The following is an 18435-nucleotide window of genomic DNA, read 5'->3' on the forward strand; positions in this document are numbered from 1 at the left end:
TAAACTCGTATAACTTTATCTCATATAAAAGTTTCTTCTTTTTATTTTAATCTTTTATATGAGATATAATTCTGATATTTCAATAATAACATTACTCTTTTTTTACTTCATATTAAAAATACTTTAAAAAAAGTATTTAGACCTATTGTAAAGGTCAAGTAAAGTCCATTTTTAACTTTTTTTGGGAAAATAATTCAATATTTGAAATGACAAAACTCATACAAAATTTAAAGTATGTACAAATTCTAATAATTAACTTTTTTAATATGAAAAAACAATCAACAAATCAAAACCAGTCTTTTAACAGTCTGTTTTTATTGCTTTTTATGTTAGTAACGTTTGGGTTTACTTCCAATTCTTTTTCTCAAAGCATTAGAGTAAATGGAACGATAACTGACACTGCAGGAGTCCCATTTCCTGGGGCAACAGTTACTATTAAAAGTAATCAATCTATTGGTGTACAATCTGACTTTGAAGGAAACTATTCAATTGAAGTTCCTAATAAAGAAACAGTATTGGTTTACAGTTATTTAGGATATATTACGCAAGAAATTACCGTAGGAAACCAAACAACAATAAATGTTTCTTTATTAGAAGGTGCAGAAAATTTAGATGAAGTAATAGTTATTGGTTATGGAACTCAAAAAAAGAGTGATGTAACTGGAGCTATTGGTCAGGTTAAAGGAGATGATTTAACTCAAGTTGTAACTACAGAACCTATGGATGCTTTACAAGGTAAAGTAGCTGGTGTTAGTGTTACTTCATCTTCAGGTAGTCCAGGTTCAGCTGCTGAAATTATGATTAGAGGGGTGGGTAGTTTTGGAAACAATCAACCATTATATATTGTTGATGGCGTTCAATCTGACTCCTATTTTTTAGATGCCAATAATATTGCATCAATTGAAGTTTTAAAAGATGCTGCATCTGGTGCAATTTATGGTACAAGAGCAGCTAATGGAGTTATTATTATTACTACTAAAAAAGGAAAAATAGGAAAGCCTTCAGTTAATATAGAAACTTCATATAGCATGAATTCTGCAAGAAATAAAATGAACGTTTTAGATGCTGATGGTTATGTAAGTGTACATAAACAAATGTTTGAAAATGCTGGGGTTAGTTTACCAACGTATGTTCAAAATCCTCCTTCTGTCAATACTAATTGGGTTGATGAAACACATCAAAATGGAAATCTTTATTTGTTAAATGCGAGATTAAGTGGAGCTTCAGACTTTATAAATTATAGTGTAAGCGGAAATTATGCAAACGAAGAGGGTTTATTAATTGGCTCAGGGTTTTCAAAAAAAGGAATAAATGCTAATATTGGAATTACAAAAGAAAAATTAAAAGTTACAACAAAGCTTAATTATAGTGAAACAACTACCGATCCTTATAAGTTTTCTTTAAGAGAAACATATATGATCTCTCCATTAATTCCAATATATGATGAAACAAAACAATCTGGTTATGGTTATAGAGATGGAGACATTCCCGATCATAGAAACCCAATTGGAGAAAATGATTTCCTTCGACAAAATCATACAAATTTGAAATACTTTTCTGGTAATGTGAATGTTGGATACGAAATTATTGACGGTTTAAATATAAATGCAAACTTATCAATGTCTAATTTAAATAATTATACCTTTAATTTTCATGAACCATTTAGAGTAAGAGATGTCCAAGATACTGAATCTAGAGAATATTCATATGTTTCTGAATATATAAGTGAATTTCGTAGAATTAATCAAGAATATACCGCTAATTATAATTTTGAGGTAAAAAAGAACATCTTTGATGTGTTAATTGGTTATCAAAGAATTTCTGAGCCTTTTAAAGAAACATTTACTCAAGGTGAAGGTTATAAATTTGATGATGATGGAAATAAAATTCCTGCAATTATTTTAGACCCTAGCTTTAATACACTTAATGCTTTTAGTGATGGAACTTATACAGCAAGTGGTACAAATGCAGAATATGCCTTAGTTTCATATTTTGGGAGAATCAATTATTCTTTTGATAATAAATATTTAGTTCAAGCTAGCATTCGTAGAGATGGTAGTTCAAAATTTGGACAAAATAATAAATATGGCGTTTTTCCTTCATTTGCTATGGGATGGAAAATCACAGAAGAAAACTTTATGAAAAACCAAGATTTTGTTGACTTTTTAAAATTAAGATTAAGTTGGGGACAGGCAGGTAATGATAGTGCTTTAGGTTATTATGATTATGTTGCTTTAATAAGTCAAGGAAAAAGTCAAGATGACGGTGGTTATGTATTTGGAATGCCTCAAACCTCTTTTTTAGGAAGTATTGCTAGAGATTTACAAAATGATGATTTACAGTGGGAAACAAATACTTCATCAAACTTTGGACTTGATTTTGCTTTTTTAGAAAATAAATTTAAAGGATCAATGAACTACTATAATAGTAAAACAGCTGATTTATTAATTACTAAAATTGTGTCACCATCAGCTGGAATTAATAGCCCAGTGATCAATGTTGGTGAGTTTGTAAATAATGGATTTGAATTTGAGTTAGGATATTACAATAACTACAATGAGTTTAACTATAGTGTCTTTGCAACTTTAACCACAATACATAGTGAAGTAACTAAATTGAGCAGTGATGATCAAGTATTATATGGTGTAGGTTTAAAATATGGCTCCGACCATTTTGTAAACCAAACAAAAGTTGGTTACGAACCAGGCGCATTTTTTATGCCAACTTCCTTAGGAATTTTTCAAAATCAAGCAGAAATTGATGCACATAGTTTAAATGGAAATTTAATTCAACCTGATGCTGCTCCAGGTGATCTTAAATTTGAAGATATTAATAATGATGGTGTTATAAATGATGATGACGCTGTTTATCAAGGAACTGCAATACCAAAATTTGAGTATAGTTTAAATTTAACTGCCGACTATAAAGGTTTTGATTTTACCGTCTTTTTACAAGGTGTGGGTGGAAATAAAATTTATAACGGAAATAGTTTTGAATTGTTAGGAATGGACAGTGGAAGAAACTTTAGAACCGAAACATTAAATGCCTGGACACCAACAAACACAAACACAAATATTCCAAGAGCAGTTTTAGGTGATCCCAATTTAAATACTCGAGCTTCAACACGCTTTTTAGAAAATGGCTCATATTTAAGATTTAAAACGTTACAAGTGGGTTATTCTTTGAATTCAAAAGTATTAGAAAATTCTTTTATAAATAAATTAAGAGTATATGCAACAGGTCAAAATCTAATTACAATAACAGATTATAAAGGCCTAGACCCAGAAATAGGAGGCAGTATTTTGTCAAGAGGAATTGATAGATCTCTTTATCCAAAATATAAGTCTGTAATTTTTGGATTGCAACTTCAATTTTAACCTAAAAAATTAATCACATGAAAAATATATATAGAATCGCTATAATTCCATTTTTATTAATAGCCTTCTCATCTTGTAATGATGATGAGTTTTTAAATCAATCGCCTCCTGATAAGCTTACATCTTCAAGTTTCTGGAGAAATGTTGAAGATGCAGAATCAGGTTTAACCGCAGCATATTCAGAATTAGAATCAAGAAGTAACTTTTGGGATGGATGGCAAGAAGGTAGACCTGTAGTCGAATATTTTAGATCTGATTATGCTTTACCAGGACCTGATGCTACAAATTATGGACACTGGATGTCTATGTTTAATTTTACTTATACAAACGGGCATACCTTTATTGATGTGTTATGGAAAACCAATTACAAAGGTTTAAACTTTGCCAACCAAGTAATTACTAAAGTTAATAAAATGACCTCCGAACAAATTTCCGACGCCGATAAAAAACAAATCATTGGTGAAGCTACTTTCTTAAGAGGATATTACCATTTTAAGTTACTTACACTATTCAATCAAATAATTATTAGAGACGAATTAATTTCACAAGAAACTTTAGACAAACCATTATCTACAAGACCTGAGGCTTGGAATATGATTATTACAGATTTTACAGCAGCATCAACAATGCTGTCGGAAACAAATGAAGTAGATAAATTAGGTAGAGCTACCAAAGGCGCAGCTTTAGCCTACTTAGGAAAAGCATATTTACATAAAGCCGGAGATGCTTCATCATCAGAAAGTACTGATTTTGAAAATGCTGCAAACGCTCTTAAACAATTAGTAGTTGATAAAGTAGGTAATTACTCTTTAGAACCTAACTTTTTAAGTCTTTTTAATGGCGAAAATGAAAATAATAACGAATCTATTTTTGAATTGCAATTTAAAAGTGGAGATGCGTCTTCTTGGAATGCAACAAGACTTCATGCATTTGTAGGTGATTGGTGTATTGGAGGCTGGGGAGGTATAGAAGCTACAATGTCCTTAGTAAATGAGATGAAAAAAGAAGGCATGATAGCTACAAATGGATTGTATGATAATAGACTTTATGGTTCAGTTTATTTTAAAGACTCCTTTTATAATGATACGAATACCAATGAAATGCAAGGAAGTACTTGGGATCTATTAATAAATGATACTTACGGATCTCCTAATGCAAAAGATCAAACTGCATACTTTAGAAAATGGTTGCCAAATTATGTTTGGAATAATTCTTATGTTGGAGTTAATGTTGTATTAATGCGCTATGCAGATGTTTTATTAATGTATGCTGAAGCACTTAATGAAATAGGTAATACAGCAAATGCTATTACATATATAAATGAAGTTAGAGAAACTCATGGTCTAATGCCAGCCTTAACAATAAGCTCACAAAGTGAAGTTAAAGAACAAATTATTCACGAAAGAACAATGGAATTAACACTTGAATCTACTCGATTTTTTGACTTAAGAAGATGGGGGATGTTAGACCAAGCAATGCAAGCTGCAGGAAGAAATAGTTTCAATAGTACTGAACATGCATATTTACCTGTACCACTAGTTGAAGTTCAATCAAATTCTAAAATCAATTAAACCTTTAGAGTGCAAATTTAATTGTATCCATTAATTGAAAAGACCCCAGTCAGTTGGGGTCTTTTCAATTAAGAAAAATATTTCAGCAATTTAATTTTATAAGTTCAAGAATATCTTAATTTTTTTGATAACAATACGGTAACAAAAATTAGAAAAAAAGCATTAAAAAAGGAAAACAAAATAAGGTTAATTTTATAGATATACTGAATATCAACTACTTAACACTTTATTTGTTTTCCTTTTTTTATTATAGTACCTCGAGTGGGAATCGAACCCACACTCCCGAAAGAACTGGATTTTGAATCCAGCGCGTCTACCAATTCCGCCATCGAGGCTATTCAAATTGGTGTGCAAATTTAAAAAAAAATTCCATCTAAAACATAAAAACTTATCGAAGTTCTATAATTACTGCTCAAATAATTTTAAATTTGCACGCAACAAACAACAACACAATACAAACTTATTAAATAACACAACTAAAAATGGGAAGCTCACAATTAGAACCTAAAATTTTTGCCTGTTCACAAAGTAAAGAATTAGCTGAAAAAATAGCCAAAAGCTATGGTGTAAAACTTGGAAACGTAGTAGTTTCACGCTTTAGCGATGGTGAATTTCAGCCTGCTTTTGTAGAATCAGTTAGAGGAAGAAGAGTTTTTATAATAGGTTCAACATTTCCAACAGCTGATAATTTAATGGAAATGTTACTAATGTTAGATGCTGCTAAAAGAGCATCCGCTAGACATATTACAGCTGTTATTCCTTATTTTGGATGGGCACGACAAGATAGAAAAGACCAACCTCGAGTGGCTATTGGGGCTAAATTGGTAGCTAATTTAATTCAAACTGCTGGAGCTACAAGAATAATGACAATGGATTTACATGCAGATCAAATACAAGGGTTTTTTGAAAAACCTGTTGATCATTTATTTGCTTCAACCATTTTTCTTCCTCATGTTAAAAAATTAAATTTAGAAAACATAACCATTGCATCACCTGATATGGGTGGTTCAAAAAGAGCTTATGCTTATTCAAAATACCTAGAAAGTGAGGTTGTAATATGCTACAAACAACGTTTAAAAGCTAATGTTATTAGTACAATGGAATTAATTGGTGATGTAAAAGATCGCCATGTAATATTAGTTGATGATATGATTGATACTGGAGGTACTTTAACCAAAGCTGCAGATTTAATGATGGAAAAAGGAGCACTTAGTGTAAGAGCAATATGTACACATCCTATACTTTCTGGTAACGCTTACGAACATATTGAAAAGTCTAAATTACTAGAACTTATTGTTTCTGATACAATTCCGTTAAAAAAGCAGAGTTCTAAAATAAAAGTTGTATCTTGCGCCCCTTTATTCGCAGATGTGATGCATAAAGTCCAAGACAATACATCCATAAGCGGACAATTTTTAATGTAAATAATTAATAAATAAATATAAATGAAATCAATTACAATCACAGGATCTAAAAGAGAAAGCGTGGGTAAAGTTGCAACTAAAGCCTTACGTAATGCTGGAAAGGTACCTTGCGTGTTATACGGAGGGGATAAACCACTACACTTTTCAGCGGATGAAATTTCATTCAAGAATTTAGTGTACACTCCAAATGTATACACTGCAACGATTGAATTAGAAGGTGTTACCTACAATGCTATTTTACAAGACATTCAATTTCACCCAGTAACAGACAAAATTTTACATGTTGATTTTTACCAATTATTTGATGATAAATTGGTAACTATGAATATTCCTGTAAGATTAGTTGGAGTATCTCCAGGTGTTATTAATGGTGGTTCTTTACGTTTTGCAATGCGTAAATTAAGTGTTAGAGCATTGCCTGCAGATTTACCAGACTTTATTAACGCTGATATTTCTAAATTAAAAATTGGAAGCAAATTAACAGTTGCTGAATTAGCACAAGACAATTTATCAATTCTACATCCTGAAAGCAGTGTTGTAGTTCAAGTTAGAACTTCTCGTAGTGCTGTTTCCACAAATGATGAGGAAGATGAAGAAGGTGAAGAAACTGCAACTGAAGAAGCTACAGAATAACATTCTTACTTTTAAATTAACAAAAGCGTTGCAATTAATTGCAACGCTTTTTTCTTTTTATTCAAACCACTTCTTTTTTTAGTACTTTTGCACCATGTACTTTAAACGTGTAATACAATTATTATTCGGTTCAATAAAAGACGAATCAACTATTAATGATATGAAAAAATTTCTAATTGTTGGCCTAGGAAATATTGGAGAAAAATATGATGAAACTCGTCATAATATTGGGTTTAAAATTTTAGACAAGTTAGCTTTAAATGAATCCATAAATTTTGAAAGTGAAAAATTGGGAGCTATCGCAAAATTTAGATTTAAAGGAAGAACATTTATATTATTAAAACCTTCAACCTATATGAATTTAAGTGGAAAAGCTGTAAAATACTGGCTTACCAAAGAAAAAATTCCTTTAGAAAATTTATTGGTAATTTGTGACGACTTAAATTTAACTTTTGGAGCTATTAGATTAAAAGGTAAAGGAAGCGATGGAGGTCATAATGGTTTAAAAGATATTCAAAACACATTACAAACCCAACAATATCCTCGATTTAGATTTGGTGTTGGAGCTGAGTTCTCTAAAGGACGACAAATTGATTATGTTATGGGAAATTGGAATGAAAATGAAGTTAAAGAACTTCCTGAACGTTTAGAAAAGTCTTGTGAGCTAATCAAATCTTTTGGTACAGCAGGCTTAAACAATACAATGAATACTTTTAATGGAAAATAATTAAGCTATTAAGTTTTAACTTTGATCATTTGCATACCACTCAGCATGTGAACTTCCTGTTTCTTGTAATTTTAAAGAATGAAGTTTGATATTATTTGGCAACCTATTTTTAATTTTTTTGGCAAAATCAACTAGCATCATTTCGCTCGTTGGTTGATAATCCACTAAAATAACATTATGCCCTCTTTTTTCTAATTCATTGGCTAGTTCAATGTGAGGAGTATTTTTATTAAATACCGTAGCATGATCAAATTTATCGACAATTTCAGAAGCAACAATTTTTTTTAAATCTCCAAAATCTATAACCATTCCGTACTTAACATTTGATGTATCATTAATTGGGATTCCAATTACCGTGACAGATAATTTATAACTATGTCCGTGCACATTTTTACATTTACCATCATATCCGTATAGTGCATGACCCGTTTCAAAATCAAATTGTTTAGTTATTCTAATTTTATTATTCATTGCTTTTCAGCTTTAAAAATTCATTTATTAATCATCCAAATCTTTTCTATTTTTAGCTTTATAATATATAAAATATGCTAAAGCTGCAAGTAATACAAAAGGTAGATATGTTCCTATTACAACACCTATTTCATAGCTACTATCTGGTGCATTTTTCATTTTTTCTTCAATGTCAACTTGTTGAACCAAAAGAAGTATCATTGATAATTTCATTGTTTTTTAAATTTTTGAAGTGCTGTTTTAGTAAATTCAGATAGTACTAAAGCACCACTAGTTTTAGCTCTTTCTTCTAGTAAATGACCCCAATTTTCTGTTCCTTCCCATAACACTTTTTTCATTTCATACAATGCTTTTGGGTTGTAACTAGTAAGCTTTAATGATAAATTTTGAACTTCAGCATCTAATTCATTAATAGATTCAAAAACTTTTGCAAATAACCCTTTTTCTTTTGCCCAATAGGCATTTTTCCAACTTGTAGCATCCAAAGTTAACTCACTTAAAGCAGCTATTCCAATTTTGCGTTCTACTATTGGAGCAATTACAAATGGTCCAATACCAATGGTAAGTTCAGATAGTTTAATAGAGGCTTGTTCTGTTGCAAAGCAGTAATCACAAGCAGCAGCTAAACCAACACCTCCACCTACAGCTTTTCCTTGTACACGACCTATAATTAATTTTGAGCATGTACGCATTGCGTTTATTACATTGGCAAAGCCCATAAAAAAATGTTTTCCTTCTTCGTTGTTTTTAATAGCTATTAGTTCATCAAAAGAGGCACCTGCACAAAAAGTTTTTTCCTTCTCGCTTTTTAAAACAATTACTCGAACATCATCATTTAAACTTAATTCATTAAATGTAGTTGCTAACCTTTTTAACAATTCACTTGGAAAAGAATTACTAGCAGGGTGATAAAACTCAACCGTTGCTATATTATTTTGAATATGCGTATATAAACTTCCGTTATTCATAGTGTTCAAAGTTACGTGTTTTTATGCAAATATTTTCGTCTAAATATTACTACCAACACACCTGATCGAATTAACATCCATACAGTAAATGCGATCCAAACAGCATAGAGCTTTAAATTGAAATAATCTCCTATTAAAAGAACAGGCGTAAATCCTAAAAAAGTTGCTCCTAATAATAAATTTCTTAAAATAGTTGCTTCTGCTAAACCCTTAAAAATACCATCAAAAACAAATGCCACAGCATTTATTGGCTGCATTATTAATACTATCCAAAAAATACTATAAAAAGAAGTTAATACTTCCATTTCTTGAGAAAAAAGTTCTCCAATTTGAATGTATAAAATACTACAGACAAAAGCTAGCGATATAGCTATTGTAATGGAATATTTACTTAATTTAATACTTAACCTCCAAAGTTTTTTGTAATTTTTTTCTCCTAATAATTTCCCTGAAACTATATTTCCTACACTCGCGTACCCATCAATAAAAAAAGCAAAAAACAACCAAATTTGAAATGCAATGGTCTGTGCTGCAATGTAATTATCTCCATATTTGGTTGCATATGAATTTGCTAAATACAATGCAACATTTAATGCAGCAGCTCTTATTGCTAAATTTAAACTTATAGCAAGTAAATTTTTAATTTCTTTATTAAATGGAAATTGAATTTTTAGTTTAAATGGCGTTTTTTTAAGTAATAAAATCAACGCTAAAATTACCATTACTCCTTGCGAAATTACACTTGCCCAAGCTGCCCCTGCTATATGCATTGGATTTATAAAACCTTCAATTCCATACACCAATACAATGTCTAAAACAATATTTAATGCAGCCCCAATGATACTAATTACCATTGGCCAAAAAGTATTTTGCAACCCTCTGAAAACTCCAAATACTGAAAATATAAATAACGTTAAAGGGAAACCAACAGCCCTAATTTTAAAGTATTCAACAGAATAACTTAAAATAAGACCTTCTGCATTGTATAATTGAAAAATTTGATTTACAAATAACAGAGATACTAAATAAATAACTACACTAACAATAATATTAATACCAATTATTTGAGCTGGTAAAGTTTCAATTTCATGAAGTTTTTTAGCTCCCAAATATTTTGCTACCGTTGCCGAAATGGCTGAACGTGTTTGTGCTAAAATCCAAACTAATGCTGAAATAAAAGACCCTGCAATACCAACTGCAGCTAGCGCTTCTGTTGGATGTTGCTGAATATTACCAACAATGGCCGTATCGGTTATAGAAAGTAAAGGTTCTGCAATACCTGAAATAATGGCCGGTATTGCTAATTTATTTATAGCTTTAAATGATATTGTGGTTTTTTTATTCATTTAAAATTAGTTCGAAACAATAAAATGGGTAACTACTTTGATTTGGGAAATAAATTTCTTCTAACTGAGCGTAATTACGTTTTTTATAAAATTTTAAATTTCGATTATTTTGACTAAAAGTATCTAACCTAACAGAGTTATATTTATTCTTTATGGCATAAGATTCAGCAAAATCCATTAACTTTTGAGCAAATCCTCTTCCTTGAAATTTAGGGTGTACTGCCAAGCGATGAACATATAAATTATTTCCATTTTTTGTTTTCCACTGCACATTTTTATATTCTTTATCTTCAATTTCGGTTAGTACAATTAAACCCACAATCAAGTTATTCTCTTCTAGCTTCCAAATTTGTTGTAAATCAATATCTTTTTGCAAAATCTCTTTTGAAGGATATGTTTCATTCCATTGAAAAACACCATTTTTAATTAAATGTTGTGCGCAACTCCTTATAACCTGATACAGTTGATCTAAATCTTTCTCAATTGCTTTTTCTACTTTCATGTTTATTCTGAAATGTGCTGTAAAATTAAGGGTTAAATACTTATATTTGTGTAACAAAACTATTTTAAATTGAAAACAATTTTAGTACCTCTTAATCCTTTAGAAAAAGGATATACTATTTTACAATATGCTTTTGATTTTGCTACATACTTTTCAGCAAAAATAGTGATTTTAAAAACATTTGAGATCTCAACCGTTACAGGTCCTACACCAGCAATAGATAAAGCTCTAAAAGAAAATTGCTTAAAAGAATTAAAAGAAGTTTTAAGTGAAATAACCTCTAAAAATAATTCTTTTGAAATACGTTTAGTCAAAGGAAATTTGGTGGAAAATTGTGCGGAATATTTACAAGAAAATGATGTTGATTTAATTATTTCAAGACCAAAAAGATCGGAAAAAAGTCCTCATTTATTTATAGGAAATACTACGGGGAAAATGATTAAAACCATAGATTGTCCTTTATTATTAATCCCTAAATCCTTTAAATTTCAACCCTACCAAAAAATTTTAATGGCCATAAAATCGGGAATAATTAAAAAAGAAAATGTATTTACTTCTTTAAAAGATATTATTACAACATTTAATGCTCAATTAAATTTACTACAGGTAAAAACTCCCAAACTAAAAGAAAGTGATTTAATTATTAATGAAGAATTGTTACAATTAAAATCGTCTCTAGTTTATACAGAAAACGAAACAATTTATCATGGAGTTTTAGAATATTTACATGATGTTAAACCTGATTTAATTTGTGTGATTAGAAGAAAAAGAGGGTTCTTTTCTAAACTTTGGGAACAAAATACAGTTAAAAAAACGGATTTTGAAAGCAAAGTTCCTTTATTAATTTTAAAAGGAGCTTTATAAAATAAAATCAATACTTAATTCAACTACTTTTTTTAAGTGATTTGGCATTTCGTTATTTAGCCAAGGTTGCGTACATCCCAATGTGTGTTCCATTTTTTCAATCATCGCAAGTTTACTATTTGAATTCCATTTATGTAAATTTTTAGCTTCGTTAGGTACAACTACTTCATCTTTTTCTCCTTGAATAATCAAATGAGGAATATTCAACTTAGACGCCGATTTTTTTATAGTTAACCGCTCTTCATTCTCTTTAAAATTTTCATAAAATTGAAATAAATGAGGCATCTTTTGTTTAGTTCTAGAGTTTTGAATATATGAAACCCCTGCTTCTTCCCACTGTTTTAAAGCATCTCCTGTAGGGAATCTTGCTCCAAAATCGGAAACAGCTGCCCAAGTAATTAGCTTTGTTATTTTTTTATTTTCTGAAGCCTTAATTGTTACTATTCCTCCTCCTCTTGAATGACCTATTAAAGTGATATTTGAAAAATCTATTTCATTTTTAAAGTCATCATTTTCAAGTACCCAATTAATAACATCTTCTAAATCATCAAGCTCTATCGAAAAGTTATTTTCACCAAAAGCTTCTAAATCTGGGAAGTCAATTGGATTTTCTAATGTTCCTCCATTATGAGAAAAATTGAACTTTACAAAAAATAGATTCTTTTTAACAAACTCTTTTGTGGCTATATTCCATGCACCCCAATCTTTATACCCCTTATACCCATGACAAAAAATAACAATTGGTTTCTTCTCATTTGTTTTATTAAAAAAAACATCGGTTACTATTGGTTTTTTATGCTTTGAACTTTTTACAATGGTATTTTTTATTGACTTCATTAAGTAAATTTTTTAAAATGGTAAATTTTTATTTTCTGTAAAAGGAATTTCTGGGTTTAAAATTTCAATAAAAAGTTGATTCACTTCAACCATAAACTCATTTATTCGCTCTAAAGTTACCTCATAATCTTTTCCTCTAGAATTTTCAGAAAAATTCATTTTTAAAAATCCTGAATTCAAATTTTTGAAAGAAATGATACCGCTTTGTAAATTTATATTTTTATTAGTAAGATTTTTAGAATACATATAACTATACAACATTACTTGTAGCGCTTTAGTGTATTTATAATCTTCGGCAATGACACTAAAATTAGTTAATTTTAAATTTTTAGCTTCTACTTTTCCCGTTTTATAATCAATAATTCTAATAACACCATCCAACTCATCAATTCTATCTACAATTCCTTTTATTTTTATTGGAAAATTAATTCCTTCTACGATTAATTCTGTTGTTAAAGACTCTTCTAAAGCTTTAATTTTTAATTGATGATTTTTTAACAATTGTAATTCTTGCTTTAAAAAGCGTTGAATATGGTTTTTACATACTTCAAAAATTAATTTGTTTTTACCTGTTTGTATATTTCCGTTTAAATAATGTTTTTGGAAAAACTTACTTAATAAACCATTTGTTTGTTTTTCCATATTAACAATATGCTCCTTAGTTAAAAACACGTTAATATATGGCTTGTACAGGGCTTCTAACACATCGTGTATAACAGAGCCCATTGTATTCATAGCTATTGTTTCTTCAACTTCATCTTGCTCTTTAATTCCTAAAATTTTTTGTTCATAAAAACTAATAGGATTATAAATGTAAGTTGCTAGTGCTGAAGGTGAAATTCCTTTTGAAAAAACTTCTTTTAACTTTTGTAAAACTTCTGGTGTTTTTTCAACTTGAAAAACCACTTCTTTTGAAGATTGAATTTTGGGGCTTATAATAGACTTAATAATATTAGGGTTTTGAATCTCCAATTTAGTTAAAAAACGACTTTTTTCTCCTGCTCCATATCCATCTGTTTCTGTATTGTAAATTAAATAAACATTTTTAGCGCGTTGTAATAAACGTTGAAAATGGTATGAAAAAATAGCATCTTTTTCTTGATAGGTTGGCAATTTAAAATGTTTTTTAACATCAAAAGGCATAAATGAAAATTCATTTTTTCCTGCCGGTAAAATTCCTTCGTTTACAGAGGTAATAATAACTGTTTCAAAATCTAAAACCCGAGTTTCTAACATACCCATTAACTGTAAACCCTGCAAAGGTTCTCCTTGAAATGATAATTTTTCATTTTTCAACAATTGATTAAAAAAATGAATAAGTGTTTTTAGGTCTGAAATATGTTGATACTTTAAATTTAACGTTTTTAATTGCTGAAAAACTGCATAAAAACGATATAAATACTCTTTTTCTACACCTTCAACAAAAGTTTTTAATTTATTTATTAAGTAAATGCATTGTTCAATTATTAAATTAACGTTTGTAGGTATTATAAATAATGAAAACAATAATTGAAGTTTGTCCTGTTCTTCAGTTGAAATATACTTCTTCAAAGCATTAGCACTTAAAAATATAGAATTTTCATTTTTAATTTTTTCTATTAATACTTGGAGCAGCTCATCTTCAAATTTATTTAAAAAAGGATCATTTAAAAGGTTTAAAACATCTTTATAATAAAACTGTTCTTCACTTTCTTTATTAAATTTTTGTTGATTAAGATATAATTTAAATAGTTTTTCAAACAAATTAGCTAAAGGAATATCGTTTAAAGGATATCCCATAGTAATATTAATATTTTTTACTTTATTTGGTAAAGAATTTAGGGTTAGAGTTAGTAAATTTTCATCAGCTAAAACTAAGGCTGTTTTATTAAAATTATCAAATTTAGAAAGTAATTCTCCTACATATTTAATTTGTGTTATATTTTTTGGAGCGCCAATTATGTGCGTTTTTTGATTGTTTTTTTCAATAGTTTGAGTCCATAAAAAAGGATTGCTTTTATAATAATTCCATTCATTTTTATATTTTCTTAAAAACACACCCGCTTCATTTGATTTATGGAAAAAAGTTTCATTAGCATCCCAATAAACAGTGGCTATATTATTATTAAGCATTTCTTGAAAAATATACTCTTCCGCTTTATTTAAGGCATTAAAACCTACATAAAAAATATGTTTGTTTAAATTTGTTTGAATATAAAACTCTAAATTATTGGTAGCTTCTTTATAGATTAACCCTTGATATCCATACTTATTGCTCTTCAACTTTTCGGAAAGAGCATTGTATAATACATCTAAACTTCCAAAAAAATTAAGATAGTTAATGGCTAATTGACTAGGTTTTTGATTTTGGAACCATTTATCTAATTGTTTAATATCTTTTAAACTAGAAAAAATAGCATTTGAGTTTACCAAATAGCTATCTATCTCATTAAAATCGTGGAGTGCTATGGTTGCCCATTGAGAAAAAGCTTCAAAAGACTCTCTATTTTCCTTAGGAAAAAACTCTTTATATACATCGTAAAACTCAAAAAGTAATTGTGTATTATCAATTAAGTTAAGGTCTGCAAGTTCCTGAATATAATTTTCTATACTTATAATTTTTGGTAAAAATGAAGATTTTGGTAGCTTCGCTATAAGTTCTTCTTTTAAAAAAATACAGGCGCGTTGACTAGGAAGCACAAAAACTAAATTAGCATAGTTTTCATGATTTTTTATAACTTCATTTACAACATTTGAAATAAAAGTATTCATATCATTTATATACACCATAAAAATAGAAAAGTCAAAACAAATGTTTTGACTTTTCTAAAACTATTTTTAGTTATTTAGTTAGATCATTATTAATCTATTAACTTCACATCAACTCTTCTGTTTTGTGCTCTTCCTTTAACGGTGTTGTTAGAAGCTATTGGCATTTCTTCTCCATAGCCTTTAGCAGTTAAATTACCTGAAGAAACTCCTTTAGTAATTAAGTAATTTTTAACAGCTTGTGCTCTACTATCAGATAATTCTTGGTTACGAGACTTACTTCCAACACTATCTGTATGACCAGAAATGGCAAATTTTTCAGTTGAATATTTAACCATAATACGAGCTGCTTCATCTAATTTTGAAATAGTTTCAGATTTAAAGGTTGTTTTTCCCGTATCAAAATAAACTGTTTTAAACAATTCTTCAAGTTTTGCCACTTCAGTTTCAGTAATTTTTGGGCATCCATTATTTGAAGCTGGACCAACTTCATTAATACATTTATCATCTTTATCTAATACACCATCTCCATCGGTATCTGGCCAAGGACATCCTTTGTTTAAAGAAGGGCCTGATACATTAGGGCAGGCATCATCTTTATCTAATACACCATCTCCATCGGTATCTGGACAACCATTATTAGCTTTAGTTCCTTTGTTATTAGGACACGCATCATCTTTATCAGTTATACCATCTCCGTCTGTATCTGGGCAGCCATTTAATTCTTCTAAACCAGCCACAGAAGGACAGTCGTCTTTTGAATCAATAACTCCATCTCCATCTGCATCTGGACAACCATTATACTCAACCAATCCAAATACATCAGGACAGGCATCATATTTATCATAAATAGTGTCTCCATCCCTATCATTTCCTCCAAACTTAAGTACAAAACCTAACGAGTGTTGAAAATGTTGTACAATGTTACTTTCAAAAGTGTGTTTATATTTAGACTCTATATTTAATCCAAATTTTTCATTAAACCACACGTTAAATCCTACTCCTCCATTAAAGGTTCCTATTCCAAAATCATCCATCCAAGTATATCCACCTCCAATGGTAGCATATGGATCAAACCAAGAAGTTTCACCAAAAGCTTCATTTAAGTCATATTTAACAGCACCATCTAAACTAACATATGACATATTGCTCTCTGAATTATCTCCAACTTTTGAAATTCTATTTAATGAAGCAGCTCCCTCAATGCTAAATCCATCAGTTAAGTACTTTCCAATAGTTAATTTAGAAACTGAAGCCAGTATGTTATAATGATCTTTTGTATTAACAAATTCATCGAACCATCTACCATGTCCATTCAAATTTGCATTGGTTGGGTAAAAATCAATTGCATTTGTACCAATTCCAATAAGCCAAGTATTGTTTTTGTCTTGTGCCACTAAACTGGCAGTTCCCATAATTAGAAGTATAACTAATAACGTAGTTTTAAAATATTTCATCGGTGAGAATTTAATTTGTGAATAATCTGTTTACTAACAAATTTAACTTATTCATTATAAAATATCCAAATAATTTTAACAAAAAAAAGGGGTGATTCATATGAATCACCCCTTTTTTACTGATAATTTTTTATAATTTATTTTATCTCGTTGATTTCAACTCTTCTATTGTTGAATCTTCCTTCTTTAGTAGCATTAGTATCAATTGGAGATGCTTCACCAAATCCTTTAGTTACCAATCTATTTGCATCAACTCCTTTATTTACAAGGTAAGTTTTTACTGAGTTAGCTCTAGCTTTAGATAATTCTAAATTTCTAGCATCAGAACCTGTATTATCTGTATGACCATCAATTGAGAATCTAAATTGTAAGTTTTGGTTTTGATTTAAAATAGTAGCAACATGGTCTAAAATGGTTGCAACTTCAGGTCTAATTGTTGATTTTCCTGTATCAAAGTTAATCCCTTTAGCAGCTTCATTTACTGTTTCTTGATCAACAAAAATTTCTGGACATCCTTCATTTGATGCAGGACCAGGAACCTCAACACATCTGTCAATTAAATCAATTACACCGTCTTCATCAGTATCTTTGAATGGACAACCCGCATTTGTTTTTGGGCCAGGTACTTCAGGACATGCATCATCTTTATCTGCAACACCGTCTTTATCTTTATCTGGACAACCGTGTAATTTCATTTCTCCAGGAACAGTAGGACATTTATCTTTCATATCGATAACACCATCACCATCTGTATCAGGACATCCATCAAATTTTGCTAAACCAGCAACTTCTGGACATTTATCACAACAGTCACTAACACCATCATTATCAGAATCTGTATCAGGGCAACCATCAAATTCTGCTAAACCAGCTACATCTGGACATTTATCATCTTTATCTCTTACACCGTCTCCATCAGAATCAGATTTTCCAAATCTCCAAGTTAATCCAACTGAATGTTGGTACATTTCAAAATCAATAGGTGTATTTACTTTTTTGTATCCTGTAGTAAAGTTGATACCAACTTTATCTGATATCCAAGCATTAAAACCTGCACCAGCATTGAAACCTAATCCGTCTTTTGAACCTACCCAGTTTTCACCAATACCAGCATATAAGAAAGGATCAAACCATCCTGTTTGTCCAAATGCATTGTTTAAATCATATTTTACATTCAAATCTAATCCTACGAAAGTAACATCAGAACCAGCACCCCAAGGTCTGTCAATTTTATTAACTGCTCCAGCTACTTCAAGGCTAAATCCTTTTCCTAAAAATCTGTTCACAGAAATTCTGCTCAACCAAGGCACAACATTTACGTCGTTTCCATTAAAGTCATAAGACCCAAAATAACCAGATTTTGCATCTGATGCTGTACTAACGTCAATAGCATTAGTTCCAAAGTTTAACATCCAAGGATTTTCTTTGTCCTGAGCATTAGCAGTGCTATAGGATGCAATTAATAACAAAGCCAATACGGCAATTTTTAAATGTTTCATTTTCAATAAAT

15 protein-coding genes and 1 tRNA gene are annotated in these 18435 nt (G+C 29.9%); 6 read left to right on the plus strand and 10 right to left on the minus strand.

Annotated elements, in window-relative coordinates; genetic code table 11:
• The first annotated feature begins 266 nt into the window (after positions 1 to 266).
• Together Q0714_RS02335 and Q0714_RS02340 are read left to right on the plus strand one after the other, a co-directional pair.
• Positions 267 to 3377, plus strand: coding sequence for a TonB-dependent receptor (locus Q0714_RS02335; RefSeq protein ID WP_298262697.1), 3111 nt, complete (start codon positions 267 to 269; stop codon positions 3375 to 3377).
• Positions 3378 to 3394: 17 nt separating this feature from the next.
• Complete coding sequence (locus tag Q0714_RS02340; RefSeq protein ID WP_298262698.1) at positions 3395 to 4948, plus strand: RagB/SusD family nutrient uptake outer membrane protein; 1554 nt, start codon at positions 3395 to 3397, stop codon at positions 4946 to 4948.
• A 253-nt stretch (positions 4949 to 5201) separates the two neighbouring features.
• Here Q0714_RS02340 and Q0714_RS02345 read toward each other — a convergent pair.
• Positions 5202 to 5283: transfer RNA gene (locus Q0714_RS02345), tRNA-Leu, on the minus strand.
• 147 nt (positions 5284 to 5430) lie between these two features.
• On the opposite strand from Q0714_RS02345, the gene Q0714_RS02350 reads away from it, so the two are divergent.
• From Q0714_RS02350 to pth, 3 genes are all read left to right on the plus strand, one after another.
• Positions 5431 to 6372, plus strand: coding sequence for a ribose-phosphate pyrophosphokinase (locus tag Q0714_RS02350; RefSeq protein ID WP_298262699.1), 942 nt, complete (start codon positions 5431 to 5433; stop codon positions 6370 to 6372).
• Between the two features lie 21 nt (positions 6373 to 6393).
• Positions 6394 to 7005: a 50S ribosomal protein L25/general stress protein Ctc gene (locus tag Q0714_RS02355; protein ID WP_298262700.1), complete on the plus strand. Its 612-nt coding sequence runs from the start codon at positions 6394 to 6396 to the stop codon at positions 7003 to 7005.
• Positions 7006 to 7165: 160 nt separating this feature from the next.
• Positions 7166 to 7732 carry an aminoacyl-tRNA hydrolase gene (gene pth / locus Q0714_RS02360; protein ID WP_298262701.1) on the plus strand — a complete coding sequence of 189 codons (567 nt, stop codon included), beginning with the start codon at positions 7166 to 7168 and terminating at the stop codon, positions 7730 to 7732.
• A 15-nt stretch (positions 7733 to 7747) separates the two neighbouring features.
• On the opposite strand, the gene Q0714_RS02365 is transcribed toward pth, so the two are convergent.
• The 5 genes from Q0714_RS02365 to Q0714_RS02385 are packed head-to-tail and all read right to left on the minus strand — an operon-like array spanning position 7748 to position 11019.
• Positions 7748 to 8203: a 6-carboxytetrahydropterin synthase gene (locus tag Q0714_RS02365; RefSeq protein WP_298262702.1), complete on the minus strand. Its 456-nt coding sequence runs from the start codon at positions 8201 to 8203 to the stop codon at positions 7748 to 7750.
• 27 nt (positions 8204 to 8230) lie between these two features.
• The gene (locus Q0714_RS02370) at positions 8231 to 8416 is read right to left on the minus strand and encodes a hypothetical protein (RefSeq protein ID WP_298262703.1); all 186 of its coding nucleotides are present in this window, start codon (positions 8414 to 8416) and stop codon (positions 8231 to 8233) included.
• Positions 8413 to 9171: an enoyl-CoA hydratase/isomerase family protein gene (locus tag Q0714_RS02375; protein ID WP_298262704.1), complete on the minus strand. Its 759-nt coding sequence runs from the start codon at positions 9169 to 9171 to the stop codon at positions 8413 to 8415. The genes Q0714_RS02370 and Q0714_RS02375 overlap by 4 nt, the downstream gene beginning before the upstream one ends.
• Positions 9172 to 9182: 11 nt before the next feature.
• On the minus strand, positions 9183 to 10517 hold the full coding sequence (locus Q0714_RS02380; protein ID WP_298262705.1) for an MATE family efflux transporter: 1335 nt from the start codon (positions 10515 to 10517) through the stop codon (positions 9183 to 9185).
• The gene (locus Q0714_RS02385) at positions 10510 to 11019 is read right to left on the minus strand and encodes a GNAT family N-acetyltransferase (RefSeq protein WP_298262706.1); all 510 of its coding nucleotides are present in this window, start codon (positions 11017 to 11019) and stop codon (positions 10510 to 10512) included. Before Q0714_RS02385 ends, Q0714_RS02380 begins: the two co-directional genes overlap by 8 nt.
• Positions 11020 to 11088: 69 nt before the next feature.
• On the opposite strand from Q0714_RS02385, the gene Q0714_RS02390 reads away from it, so the two are divergent.
• Positions 11089 to 11883 (plus strand): universal stress protein, encoded by a 795-nt coding sequence (locus Q0714_RS02390; protein WP_298262707.1) that lies wholly within the window; start codon positions 11089 to 11091, stop codon positions 11881 to 11883.
• Here Q0714_RS02390 and Q0714_RS02395 read toward each other — a convergent pair.
• The 4 genes from Q0714_RS02395 to Q0714_RS02410 all read right to left on the minus strand — a co-directional run bounded on the left by Q0714_RS02395 (position 11878) and on the right by Q0714_RS02410 (position 18424).
• Entirely contained in the window at positions 11878 to 12720 is an 843-nt protein-coding gene (locus Q0714_RS02395) for an alpha/beta hydrolase fold domain-containing protein (protein ID WP_298262708.1), read from the minus strand. The two genes, Q0714_RS02390 and Q0714_RS02395, sit on opposite strands and share 6 nt — an antisense overlap.
• Positions 12721 to 12732: 12 nt before the next feature.
• Positions 12733 to 15471 (minus strand): PD-(D/E)XK nuclease family protein, encoded by a 2739-nt coding sequence (locus Q0714_RS02400; protein ID WP_298262709.1) that lies wholly within the window; start codon positions 15469 to 15471, stop codon positions 12733 to 12735.
• Positions 15472 to 15560: 89 nt separating this feature from the next.
• Entirely contained in the window at positions 15561 to 16925 is a 1365-nt protein-coding gene (locus tag Q0714_RS02405) for an OmpA family protein (RefSeq protein ID WP_298262710.1), read from the minus strand.
• A gap of 137 nt (positions 16926 to 17062) precedes the next feature.
• Positions 17063 to 18424: an OmpA family protein gene (locus tag Q0714_RS02410; protein WP_298262711.1), complete on the minus strand. Its 1362-nt coding sequence runs from the start codon at positions 18422 to 18424 to the stop codon at positions 17063 to 17065.
• Positions 18425 to 18435: the final 11 nt, after the last annotated feature.

Source organism: uncultured Lutibacter sp. (assembly GCF_947493565.1).
Taxonomy (GTDB): domain Bacteria; phylum Bacteroidota; class Bacteroidia; order Flavobacteriales; family Flavobacteriaceae; genus Lutibacter; species Lutibacter aestuarii.